Source organism: Dactylosporangium sp. NPDC005555 (assembly GCF_040605635.1).
In the GTDB taxonomy this organism is placed as follows: domain Bacteria; phylum Actinomycetota; class Actinomycetes; order Mycobacteriales; family Micromonosporaceae; genus Dactylosporangium.
This window is the reverse complement of the sequence record NZ_JBEXDG010000008.1, coordinates 28,514-40,319: the sequence shown is the minus strand read 5'-3', so window position 1 is coordinate 40,319 and position 11,806 is coordinate 28,514. Positions and strand designations below refer to the sequence as shown.

The following is an 11,806-nucleotide window of genomic DNA, read 5'->3' as shown; positions in this document are numbered from 1 at the left end:
CTGAGGGACGCTCCTCGCTGGTTCAGGGCATGGGCACGCGACATCGGGCAACCTCTCGGCGCGGCGGCGGGCATCGGGACGGTCAGTTGCCGCGTTCCATCAGGGCGATCAGGCTCTTGGGCCGCATGTCGGTCCAGTTCGCCTCGATGTGCGCCAGGCACGCCTCGCGCTTGTCCGGGCCGTGCGTCGTCGTCCAGCCGTCGGGCACGGCTGCGAACAGCGGCCACAGGGAGTGCTGTCCCTCGTCGTTGACCAGGACGAGGAAGGTGCCGGACTCGTCGTCGAACGGGTTCGTGGCCATGGTGGTGCGCCTCCAGTGCAGGCAGAGGGATTCGGGGGGATGCGGCGGCGCGCCCGTCGTCGGCGACGGTGCGTGGGTGTGCGGGCTTCTGTTCCCGGGGCGGGACGCGGCGGCGGTCCAGGTCCGCGGGTCGCCGCCGGACCTGGTGCGTCGATGCCGCGCGCCTGACCACGCCGGCGAACTCGACTGCCCGCGCGCCGTCCAGCCACAGGACGCCACAGGGCACTTAGGTCACCCTAAGCTTGCTGCGGAGGTTAGTGAGGTTTCGCGGCGGATGTCAATGCGTCCGAACCAACACCTGTCGCACGCAGGCCGCGTCGGCGGACCCGCCACGCGGCCCACCAGCGACGACGCCGTGGCCGGCCCGTGGCGGGTGCGCCGACGCGAGCGGCACGGGACGTGAATGAGCGCGCCCCGGGCTTGCATCGCTCGCGGAACTTAGGGTAGGCATAGCTCGCTTTTACAACGTGTCGCTGAACGCCGCGCCCTGACCGGATGCCCGCCCGACGGCATCAGCGGCCGACCGCTGCACCCGACCGGAGAGGATCGGCACCGCCCGCACCGTCACCGCCCGCGTCACCGCGTGCGCGGGCCAGTCCCTCCGTGCCTCACCACTACCTGGGAGTCTCCATGCGTGTCGTCATGTTCGGATACCAGACCTGGGGGCACCGCACCCTCCAGGCGCTGCTCGGCTCCGAGCACGAGGTAGCGCTCGTCGTCACCCACCCGGCCAGCGACCATCCGTACGAGCGGATCTGGAGCGACTCGGTCGCCGACCTCGCCGCCGAACACGGCGTCGAGGTCCTGATCCGGGACCGGCCCGACGACCCCGAGCTGCTGGAGCGGCTGCACCGGGCGGAGCCGGACGTCATCGTCGCCACGAACTGGCGGACCTGGATCCCGCCGAAGATCTTCGAACTGCCCCGGCTCGGCACCCTGAACGTGCACGACTCGCTGCTGCCGTCGTACGGCGGGTTCGCCCCGCTGCTCTGGGCGCTCATCAACGGCGAGCCGGAGGTCGGCGTCACCGCGCACATGATGGACGCCGAGCTCGACGCCGGCGACATCGTGCTGCAGCGGGCGGTCCCGGTCGGCCCCCGCGACACCACCACCGACCTGTTCCACAAGACGCTCGAACTGTTCGGCCCGATCACCGTCGACGGTCTCGCCCTGATCGCGTCGGGACGCACCGACTGGACGCCGCAGGACCGCTCCAAGGCCAGCTTCTTCCACAAGCGCGCCGAGGAGGACAGCCGCATCGACTGGACCTGGCCGGCGGAGGACCTCGACCGGCTCGTGCGCGCCCAGTCCGACCCGTACCCGAACGCGTTCACCTACCACCGCGGCGAACGGATCCGCATCGTGGCGGCCTCGGTCTCCGAGGGGCTGTACGGCGGCACCCCGGGCCGGATCTTCATCCGCGAGGGCGACGCCGTCGTCATCGTGGCCGGCGCCGACGCCCGCCGCGGCGGCAACCACGGTCTCGCCGTCGAGCGGGTCCGCCTGGACGACGGCACCGAGCTCGCCGCCACCGACTACTTCCGCACCATGGGCGGCTATCTCACGCACGCCCGGTAGACCCCGGACCCGGGTCCGCCGAACACCTCGACACGATGAGAGGACAGCGATGCCGCAGACGCTCCGGGACGGCACGGCACCGGTCCACGACCTGGTCGGCGTCGGGTTCGGCCCGTCGAACCTGGCGCTCGCGATCGCCGTCCACGAGCACAACGCCGCCGGTGGGCCACCCGTCCACGCGGTGTTCCTGGAGCGGCAGCCCGTCTTCGGCTGGCACCGCGGCATGCTCATCGAGGACGCGACGATGCAGGTGTCGTTCCTCAAGGACCTCGTCACGATGCGCAACCCGGCCAGCTCGTTCAGCTTCCTGTGCTACCTGCAGGAACGGGGCAGGCTGATCGACTTCGTCAACCACAAGAGCCTGTTCCCGCTGCGGATCGAGTTCCACGACTATCTGGAGTGGGCGGCCGGCCGGGTCGGTGACCTCGTCCGCTACGGCGCCGAGGTCACCGCCGTGCGCCCGGTCGTCGTCGACGGCATCGTGACCGCGTTCGACGTGCGATCCCACGGCGAGACGCTCCGCGCCCGCAACGTCGTGCTCGCCGGCGGGCTGCGGCCCGTGCTGCCGCCCGGCATCGCGGCGTCCCGCCGGGTCTGGCACAGCCGGGACCTGCTGTCCAATGTAGACGGTCTGGCCGGCACGGATCCGGCCCGGCTGGTCGTGGTCGGCGCCGGGCAGAGCGCCGCCGAGGTGACCGCGTTCCTGCACGAACGCTTCCCGCGGGCCGAGGTCTGCGCCGTGCTGTCCCGCTACGGCTACAGCCCCGCCGACGACAGCCCCTTCGCCAACCGCATCTTCGACCCGCTCGCCGTCGACGACTACTTCAAGGCCTCCCCCCAGGTGAAGTCGATGCTGCTGGGCTATCACAGCAACACGAACTACTCCGTCGTGGACACCGACCTCATCGAGACGCTGTACCGCCGCGCCTACCGGGAGCAGGTGCTCGGCACGCGGCGGCTGCGGATGCTGAACGTCTCCCGCCTCGTCGCCGTGGACGAGCCGACCGGCGACCGGGTGCGCGCGACCGTGCAGTCGATGCTGACCGGCGAGCACACCGTCCTCGACGCCGACGTCCTCGTCTGCGCCACCGGCTACGCGCCCGCCGACCCGTTCCCCCTGCTCGGGTCGGTCGCCGCCGACTGCCATCGGGACGAGCTCGGCCGCGCCGTCGTCGAACGCGACTACCGCATCCGCACCGAGCCCGCCGTGCACGCCGGCATCTACCTGCAGGGCGGCACCGAACATTCGCACGGCATCAGCTCGTCGCTGCTGTCGAACACGGCGACGCGCGCTGCGGAGATCCTCGCGTCGGTCCACCACCGGCGGCGCACCGGATCCGTCCCGGCGCCGCCCGCGCCGCCGGTGCCGGCCACCGCTGCCGTGTCATGGTGAACCGCACATGACCACGACGCTGGAGAACACGATCCTCGTCCTGCTCGGGGCGCGGTCCGGCACCGCGTACGAACTCCATCAACGGCACACGGAGATCTTCGGCGACGACCACCGGGTCGATCTGCAGCGTGTGCTCGGTGCCGTGACCCGCCTGGAACGCTCAGGGCACATCACCCTGCGGGCTCCGAGACCGGACGTGCAGCGCAACCGGCCGCTGTGCACGCTGACCATGGCCGGCCGGCGGCGGCAACGTCAATGGCTGATGGGCATCGACGCGGCCACCTCCGGCAACGACATCTATCTGCGTGGACTGCTCGCCGTCGAGGCCGCGGATCCGGAGACCTTCGAGGCGTACGTCCACAACAGCCTTGTCACGGTCCGGCAGCAGCAGCGTTCGGCGACGACGCTGGCCGGCCTGTTCGGTGCCGAACGGGCCCGGACGGCCTTCGAGCTGGAGCGCGCCAGGGCGCTGACCCTGTGGTTGCACGGGCTCGCCGCGCACCGCGATCCCGTCGCCGCCTGCGGGTGAGTCCGGCAAGGCGGCGGACGGGGCATGGCCCCGCCCGCCGCGCTGCCGGTCGGTCACGGGTTGCAGACGGTCTCCCGGACCGGGGTGGACGCTGACGTGCTGTCGATCCAGCCCGAGAACGTCGGGCCCGAGCCCGGCGCCTGGTAGTTGTAGCCGTAGAACGCGACCAGGCCGAGGCCCTTCGCGTAGTAGTAGTCCTCCCAGCGGTTGTAGACCCCGTTGAACTGGTGCTGCATGTTTTACCAGCTCACCAGGTTCGCGTTGAGGCCGGTGCCGCTGCCGAGGCCGTTGGGGTGGAAGAACGCGTTCGGCGCGCCGCCGGGCGGGTTCGCGCAGCACGTCTCGGTGCCGGCCGCGCCGCCGCCCGTCGGCATGTTCCACCACGACAGGCCGGAGGCGAAGTTGCCGTTGGTCACGTACTCGGCGGCCGCGGCCGGTTGCGCGGCCATCGCCGGACTCAGCAGCGCCGCTGCCACGGCGACGGCGAGCACCCGCCGGGTCCGGGTCAGCACTGCGGCACCATCGTCTTGACGTCGTACGTCGTGCTGATCCAGGTGTCGGCGGAGTAGCCGGTCGCCCCGGTGGCCGGGTTCGTGATCCGGTCCCAGGTCGACGAGGGCCAGGGGCCGCCGCCGACGTACTCGCCGAACGTGTAGCAGGTGATGTTCACGACCGCGCCGTAGGCGGCGGAGCCGACCGGGCCGTAGCCGGTGCCCGGACCGGACCGGATCGTCAGCGACGGGCTCGCCACGATCGTGCCGGTGACCGTCCCCGGCGGATTGTTGAGCCGGTTGACCGCGGCCTGCGCGGCCGACAGCCAGCCGGCGTAGGCGCCGTTGTTGTACGTCGACCACGGCTGCCAGTACGTGCCGCTGTAGGAGATCGTGTAGGCGGCGTTGGCGTTGCACTGGGCGTTGTACGCGCAGGTGTCGTTGACCTCGGGGTGCCAGCAGTTGTTGATCTGCCACAGGCCCCGGTCGAGGGAGCCGTTCGGGCAGCCGGAACCGGCCGGGTTGCTGCCGGCCGCCGACGGGTTGCAGGACGACTCGGCCATCGCGATCGCGACGGCGGTGACGAGGGAGTTGCCGCGGAACCCGGCGGTGTAGCCGGTCTGCGCGCACAGGTCGATGCCGGTGGCGGCGAGCTGCACGCTGGCGGCGGGTTTTGCTGAGGGCGCGGCGTGCGCGGCGGCCGGCACCGCGAGGGTCAGCGCCATGACGAGCAGCGCGAGGAGGGGAAGGCGACGCATCACAGTCCTTTCAGGAGGGAGGCGCTCAGCGACCGGCCCATTCGGGGTCGGCGTAGGACCAGCCGATGTAGGGCGCGCCCGGCCAGTTGATGTTCACGCGGCGCACGGTGGGGGCCGAGGTGATGTAGTTGCCGTTGCCCTCGGACAGCATCACGTGGCCGAAGTAGCCGTTGATCGGCGCGCTGTTGAAGAACACCAGCGCGCCCGCCGGCGGCGTGCCCGTCGTGTGGATCAGGCCGCGGTTGTACAGCGCGTTGTAGTGCACGATCGCGGACGCGTATCCGCTGGCGGCGCGGCCGTAGGCGTGGCCGACGAAGTTGTCGCACCAGCCGTCCCACGCGTGGTTGGAGTCGCCGAGGTCGCCGTTGGTGTACGCCTGCCCGAGCACCGAGCGGGCCCAGGCGAGCGCCCGGTCCTCACGGGTGCCGGTCGGTGGCGGGCCGCCGCACTCGGGTTCGCCGGGCAGGTACTGGTTGAAGCCGGGCGTGTTGGTGTAGTAGTCGCTGATCCAGCCGGCCGCCGGTGAGCTGATCTGGTGCCAGACGGTGTTGCCGCTGATGTTCCGGCCGCGGACGGCGCACTCTGCGGTGAACGGGGTGCCGTCGCCGAGCACGGCGACCGCTCCCGCGCCCGCGTCGTAGGGGCTGGTGCGCACCTGGAGCCCGGCGCCGCCGGTGCCGGTGACGCTGTACCCGGTGATCCCCGCCGCCGCCGGGGTGGCCGTGCCGGTCAGCAGGGCTGCGGTCGTGGCCACGGCGAGCAGGAGCCCGCCGAGCCGCGACACTCTGTTGCGATGGAGCACGCGTGTCCTCCTAGTTGCATGCTGAAGAATGCGCGCAGGATTGCTCCCGTCAATTCGGACACCTGCGCAATGATGCGCCGCGCATGAGATCCTATTGACCGGCGCCAATCGGGCGGGCATTCACTGCCGGCCCGATCCTGCACGTGCACGCGGCTGGAAAGCACGTGCTTGACGCAGGTTGACACCACGGTTTCCACGGCAGGGAGTTCTCATGACGGGTCAAAACGGAAGTTACGGCGCGGCGCCGTCCGACAGCGACCGGCTCACCGAATTCGTCGCCGATCTCGCCGCGCTGCGCCGCGAAGCGGGCCAGCCGTCATTACGGAAGATGTCCGGCATCAGCCACTACTCGCACACCGCGCTGTCCAGCGTGCTGTCCGGGGCGCGGCTGCCGTCGCAGGAGCTGACCCTGGCGTTCGTGCGCGCCTGCGGCGGCGACGACGACGCCTGGCGGGAACGCTGGCTGCGCGAGCACGACCTCCTGCACAGCCGGCCTGCGCCGCCGGTGCCGCCGGCCGGCCGGGTCACGCCGACCGGGACCGGGACGGAGGCGGAGGCGGAGACGGACGCCGGAGACGCCGGAGACGCCGCACCGCCGGCCCGCCACGGGCTCGCCCTGGGGATCGGGATCGCCGCGCTGGTCGTGGCGATCGTCGTGGCGATCGCCGTCGTCACCGGTGTGTTCACCGCCGCGCCGAAATCCGGCTCCCAGGCGGGCTCCCAGTCCGTCTCCCAGGCAGGCTCTGACGCCACCACCGGCGCATCCGCGCCACCGGCCGGGGCACAGGCCGTCGCGGACGGCAGCGACCCGCAGGAGCAGCGCTGCCAGCTCGACGCCGTCAGCCCCCACACGGTGCCGATCCCCGACGCGTACGGCACCCTCACCTTGCGGTACTCGCCGCACTGCCGCGCCGCCTGGCCGTTGTTCGTCTCCACCGAACGGGTCCCGACCGGCGCCACCGTCCGCCTGCGCGCCCGCCGCCCCTCCGACGGCGCGGTGAGCTCGTTCGACTACCCGTACATGGTGCACCCGCAGGTCTTCAGCGTCTTCGGCAACGTCCTGGGGACCGCCCAGGGCTGCGTGTCGGTGTCCGTGGAGGTCACCGCCCCGCAGAACGGCGCCCCGCTCGCCACCGCCGAAACCCCGTGCGTGCAGCCGTCCTAACGTCGGTGGCCGGTGAGGGCGTCCTGATGGTCGATGGCCCGGCGACACCCGGCGAGGCGGTCGGCGAGGCCGGCGTCGGCGGCCGCCAGGCCGGTCAGGTCGCCGCGCAGCTCCAGCAACCTGCTCCACAGGACCCCGCGGCCCTGCTCGAGGTGCGCCAGGGCATCCGCCGGGCGGGCGGCGGCGAACGTGCAGGCGGCGCCGTCGCGGGCCAGCGCACCGGCGTACGTGCGCAGCTGGTGCAGCTGGTCCTCGCGGCCGACGCCGCGCCACGCCAGCAGGGGCAGCAGGTCCTTGATCGTCCAGGTGTAGACGTCGGCGGCGGCAGCGGGACCTGAGGTCCCGGCGATCGTGGCGGCGCACATCGACGCGGCCTCGACGCGGACCGGGACCGGCGCCGACGGGATCTGTGCGCCCTGCCGCCAGGCAGCGATCGCGTCGGTCAGGTCGGCCGCGTGCCCGAGCCGGTCGTAGCGGGCGTACAGGCGGCTGCCGAGGTTCGCCCAGAAGGTGCCGGCACCTCCGTGGCCGGCCGGGACGGCGGCGATCGCCTGCCGCTGCAGGGCGATGGACTCGTCCAGGTCGCCCCGGGTGCCGGAGGCGCCGAACCGGGTGGCGAGCGCCATCGACAGGTTCGACAGCAGCAGCGAATGGTCGGCGTCGCCGGTGGCGCCCGACTCGAGGGCCTCGCGCTGCACGGCGACGTATCCGGCGAGTCGCTCCGGCGTCCGGCCCGTGGTCTCGTACAGACGCAGCAGCGCCAGCCCGAGGTTCGACAGGTAGATCGGGCGCCGCGGATGCCCGGCCGGAGTCGCGTCGACGGCCGCGCGGGCCAGGCCGGCGGCGTCGACGAGGTCGTCCGCTACGGCGGTGCGGTCGAAGCGTTCCAGGTGCGCGATGCCGAGGTTCGACAGGAACCGGTGCCGGATCGGCGACCCGGGCGGCAGCTGCCGCAGGGCGTCCGCGCCGCGGTCGACCGCCTCGTCGAGGTCGTCGAGCGCGTCGGTGTACTCGTACCGTGTGTGCAGCGCGAGCCCGAGGTTGGACAGCGCCCCGGCGAGGTCCTCGTCGGTGCGGGTCACCGCGAGCCGGCCGAGGCGCACGGCTTCGTCCAGGTCCGCCCGGTCGCCGGTGCGGTCGAACCGCCGCCGCAACGCGAAGCTCAGGTTGTTGGCCGGCTCGGCCGGGTCGGTGGCCACGGCCATCGCCTCCCGGCCCACCGCGACGGCCTCGTCCAGGTCGTCCTCCCGGCTGGTCGCGTCGTAGCGGGAGCGCAGCGCCCCGCACAGGCCCAGGAGCAGGTAGGCGTCGTCCGGGGCGAGGGCGATCGCGGCGCGGCGCACCGCCACGCTCTCGTCGATGTCGGCGGGGTCGCCGGTGTGCTCGAACCGGATGCGCAGCGCGGCGCCGAGGTTGCCCAGGCACCGCCACCTGGACGGGAACGCGGCGCCGGCCCGCAGTGCCCGGCGGTGCAGCGCGACGGAACGGTCGACGTCGTCGAGGTCGTTGTGCCAGGCGAACCGGGTGAGCAGCGCGACGCCGAGGTTCGTCAGCAGCACCGGGTCGTCGGGGGCGCCGTCGAGCGCGGCGCGGAGCGTGCCGAGCGTCAGCTCCAGGTCCTCCGCGCTGGGCGTCGTCGTCATGCGGCGGCGGACGTCGATGACCAGGTCCGCGGCGAGCGCCGAGTGCCGTGGGTGCCCGGGCGGCACGAGGGTCAGCGCCTGCCGGCGGGCGGCGATCGCGTCGTCCAGGTCGCCGGCGGATCCGGTGGCGGCGTGCCGCCGGCGCAGGGCGGTCGCGGTGTTGCTCAGGTGCTTCCACCGTTCGGGGTGCTCGCCGATGGTCTCCGCCAGCGCCTGGCGGGCGGCGGTCAGCGCCTCGTCGAGGTCCGCGATCGCGGGCGTGGACCCGGACAGCAGCGCCGAGCTGAGGTTGGACAGGTACAGGTGGCGCTGGTGGTCGCCGGCTGGGGCGGTGCGGACCGCGGCGCGCAGCACGTCGACGGCCTCGGCCCGGTCGCCGGGTGACCCGCCGGTGCCGTGCCTGGCGAGCAGCGCGATGCCGAGGTTGGACAGGTAGGCGGGCGCCGGCGTGAGCGCGGCGGCTTCGCGGGCCGCCGCCACCGCCAGGTCGAGGTCGGCGGCCGAGCCCTTCGACCGCAGGACCAGGCTGCGGTTGGTGAGGAAGCGGGCACGCAGCGGGTCGTCCGGGGCGGCGAGGCCGGTGGCGCGCTGCGACGCGACCGCGGCCCGTTCGAGGTCGGTGGCGGCGCCGGTCCGCTCGTACCGCAGGTGCAGCGCACCGGCCAGATCGTCGCACCAGACGGCGGACGCGGCGCCTTCGACCGCGGCGCCGTCGACCGCGACGCCTTCGACCGCGGCGGAGAGCAGGTCGACGGCCCGGTCGAGCAGGTCGGCGTCGGTCGTCCGGGCGCTCGCCGACAGCATCGCGGCGCCGAGCGTGGCCGCCGCCTGCCGGTCGTCGCCGGCCAGCGCCGCCCTGACGATGACGGCCCGCGCGCCCGGCGGCACCAGCTCCGGCGACGTGTCGATGACGAGCCGGAAGTGGTGCAGCGACGCCGATCCGCTGGCCTGTTCCGCCTCGCCCGGTGCGAGTTCGTGGAAGCGGCACCAGTGCAGCCAGCCGAGCACGCACGCCGCCTCGACGGGGTCGACCGGATGCCGCGGGTCCGCGGCGGCGGCCATGAGCGCCGCGGCGTCGGCGAGGGCCCCGGGTGCGAGGACGGCGTCCGGGTCGCCGGCCAGGCACGCGGAGACGCGGGCGTGGACGGCGACGAGCTCGGCGCTCACGCCTCGTCCGGCGGCGCCGCGGCGGGCATCCGGGTGGTGATCTCGACGACCGTCACCGCCCAGTCCAGCGCGGCCTGCGGCGCCAGGTCGAGGTCGCGGCGCACCGCGCGGTGGCCGAGCCGGTCCAGGACCCCGGTGATCCCGCGCCGGGACTGCCGCATCGAGGTCCGCTGCCCCTCCCTGAGCCTGGGCAGCAGAAACGAGTCGGAGTTGAACGGCTCCTCCGACACCAGCAGCATGAGCCAGTCCGTGGTGGCCGCGCCGGGCGTCCCGACCAGGTCCGGCGGCAGGCTCAGGGTGATCGGGCCGCGGTTGCCGGCCTCCGCGGTGTGCAGTCCCTCCACGTACTCGCCCGGGAAGAGGTTCGGGTGCAGGCGGTGCCGGTCGGTGAGGTCCAGCAGGACGCAGAACAGCTTCCGGGGGGTGGTGTTGCGGAGCCGGACGTAGATCGACGGCGGCTGCCAGGCGGTGCCGTCCCAGGTGTAGGCGAAGTCGAGGCTCGTCGAAGCCGCACGGGCGGGCCGCTGCCCCCCGCGCAGGGCGGGCACCACCTCGATCCGCACCGCCTCGTCGAGGGCCGGCGACGCGCTCTGCAGGTTGCGCACCTGGAGCCAGCGGGCGATGTGCTCGAGGTCCTGGACGGTCTGCAGGATGCCCCCGTCGTCGATGTCGGACGGCGGTGCGAGAGGCTTGTCGTCGGCGCTGGTCACCTGGATCGCCCGGCCGTCCTCGGCCTGCCGCACCCGGAGCACGAGCCGTGACGTGGGCTCCTGCCGGGGGTGGATGACACGGATGTGCGGTGACGGGCGGCCGGTGGGGCCGGCCGTGGCCACGAAGTCCCGCAGGCGCTGCTCGAGCACCGGGTCCGCCCGGATCGACACGGCTACCGGGGGCAGCGGCACGTCGGTCAGCACCATCTCGTACTGCTGTTCCTTGTCGGGTGACCAGCCGACCGGCTCGACGACGCTGCGGTGCGTGTCGACCCCGACGACGCGGACCTCGCGCAGCGGGTCGGCGCGGTGCACCCCGAGCTGCGCGTCGACGACGATGCCGTGCACCGCGCCGGCGTCGACCTCCCACTGCCCGCGAAGGTGCCGCATCGTGAGCCGGGTCGTGCGTGGCCGCAGCGTCCCGCCGAGGAACGCCTCGTCGGCGAGGTCCCCGAGCGCTTCGAGGGCCGGGGTCTGCCTCAGGAGCCGGCCCTCGACCTGGCAGCGGGCGTAGCCGAGCACGTTGCGGTAGGTGGCGTCCGGGCCGAGCCGGGCCACGGCATGGCCGAGCGCCTCGGTGAACACGCCGTGGACGCCGCCCGGGAACGGCCACTCGCTGGCCAGTTCCCATTCGGAGCAGGCGGCGAGCGCGACGTGCCCCGGCACTTGCGCGCCGGGGACCGGCCGGGTCGTGTCGGCGGCGTCGGCGATCAGCTCCGGCAGCAGGTCCCGCAGCGCCGGCGGTGCGGTGAGGGCGGGCGCGAGCCGGGGCGTCAGGCCGGCCGTCGGGTCGCGCAAAGCGCTGCGGGAGCGGCACGAGTCCATGATGGACACCATCCGTGCCCCGTTCGTGACGACCTCACGGACGAGGACCGCGAGTTCCTTGTCGTACAGGTCGGGGGCGCCGGCCCGGCTGTCGTGGCACACCGTGGTCTGGCACATGCCGGCGCTCTCGGCGTACCAGATCGCCCCGGGCAGCGGTCCGGTCGAGCCGTGGCCGCTGAACCAGAACAGTGCGATGTCCCCGGGGCCCGCGGCGCCGAGGTGGCGGCGGAACGCCCCGATGACCGCCGCCCGGGTCGCATCCGCGTCGTAGAGCACCTCGACCGCCAGATCCTGCGCCGCGACCCGGTCGCGCAGCAGCCGTTCGGCGAGCCTGACGTCGTTGACGCAGCCGTTCAGGTGCAGCTGTGGCAGCCGGTACACGTCGATCCCGACCAGCAGTGCGTGGACCTTGGGCATCGAGGTCTCCTCCGGTTCGGACGGTGC

11 protein-coding genes are annotated in these 11,806 nt (G+C 73.3%); 4 read left to right on the top strand and 7 right to left on the bottom strand.

The features are described 5' to 3' along the window. Positions 1-82: 82 nt before the first annotated feature. Entirely contained in the window at positions 83-301 is a 219-nt protein-coding gene (locus ABZS58_RS11605; protein WP_354780242.1) for an MbtH family protein, read from the bottom strand. A gap of 630 nt (positions 302-931) precedes the next feature. Here ABZS58_RS11605 and ABZS58_RS11600 point away from each other — a divergent pair. From ABZS58_RS11600 to ABZS58_RS11590, 3 genes are read left to right on the top strand one after another with little or no spacing between them, the layout of a single operon-like run. Further along, a complete protein-coding gene (locus tag ABZS58_RS11600) occupies positions 932-1,879 on the top strand; it encodes a methionyl-tRNA formyltransferase (RefSeq protein ID WP_354780240.1) in 948 nt (315 codons plus the stop codon). Positions 1,880-1,928: 49 nt separating this feature from the next. Further along, positions 1,929-3,272, top strand: coding sequence for a SidA/IucD/PvdA family monooxygenase (locus ABZS58_RS11595; protein ID WP_354780238.1), 1,344 nt, complete (start codon positions 1,929-1,931; stop codon positions 3,270-3,272). 7 nt (positions 3,273-3,279) lie between these two features. Beyond that, a complete protein-coding gene (locus ABZS58_RS11590; protein ID WP_354780236.1) occupies positions 3,280-3,801 on the top strand; it encodes a hypothetical protein in 522 nt (173 codons plus the stop codon). A gap of 53 nt (positions 3,802-3,854) precedes the next feature. On the opposite strand, the gene ABZS58_RS11585 is transcribed toward ABZS58_RS11590, so the two are convergent. From ABZS58_RS11585 to ABZS58_RS11570, 4 genes are read right to left on the bottom strand one after another with little or no spacing between them, the layout of a single operon-like run. Continuing rightward, positions 3,855-4,037 (bottom strand): hypothetical protein, encoded by a 183-nt coding sequence (locus ABZS58_RS11585; RefSeq protein ID WP_354780234.1) that lies wholly within the window; start codon positions 4,035-4,037, stop codon positions 3,855-3,857. A 3-nt stretch (positions 4,038-4,040) separates the two neighbouring features. Continuing rightward, positions 4,041-4,313 carry a hypothetical protein gene (locus ABZS58_RS11580; RefSeq protein ID WP_354780232.1) on the bottom strand — a complete coding sequence of 91 codons (273 nt, stop codon included), beginning with the start codon at positions 4,311-4,313 and terminating at the stop codon, positions 4,041-4,043. Then, a complete protein-coding gene (locus tag ABZS58_RS11575) occupies positions 4,307-5,050 on the bottom strand; it encodes a hypothetical protein (protein ID WP_354780230.1) in 744 nt (247 codons plus the stop codon). Before ABZS58_RS11575 ends, ABZS58_RS11580 begins: the two co-directional genes overlap by 7 nt. A 25-nt stretch (positions 5,051-5,075) precedes the next feature. After that, positions 5,076-5,852 (bottom strand): hypothetical protein, encoded by a 777-nt coding sequence (locus ABZS58_RS11570; protein ID WP_354780228.1) that lies wholly within the window; start codon positions 5,850-5,852, stop codon positions 5,076-5,078. 211 nt (positions 5,853-6,063) lie between these two features. On the opposite strand from ABZS58_RS11570, the gene ABZS58_RS11565 reads away from it, so the two are divergent. Then, a complete protein-coding gene (locus ABZS58_RS11565; protein WP_354780226.1) occupies positions 6,064-7,017 on the top strand; it encodes a DUF2690 domain-containing protein in 954 nt (317 codons plus the stop codon). Here ABZS58_RS11565 and ABZS58_RS11560 read toward each other — a convergent pair. Next, the gene (locus tag ABZS58_RS11560; RefSeq protein WP_354780224.1) at positions 7,014-9,827 is read right to left on the bottom strand and encodes a tetratricopeptide repeat protein; all 2,814 of its coding nucleotides are present in this window, start codon (positions 9,825-9,827) and stop codon (positions 7,014-7,016) included. The genes ABZS58_RS11565 and ABZS58_RS11560 overlap by 4 nt on opposite strands. Then, the gene (locus ABZS58_RS11555; RefSeq protein ID WP_354780222.1) at positions 9,824-11,779 is read right to left on the bottom strand and encodes a caspase family protein; all 1,956 of its coding nucleotides are present in this window, start codon (positions 11,777-11,779) and stop codon (positions 9,824-9,826) included. Before ABZS58_RS11555 ends, ABZS58_RS11560 begins: the two co-directional genes overlap by 4 nt. Positions 11,780-11,806: the final 27 nt, after the last annotated feature.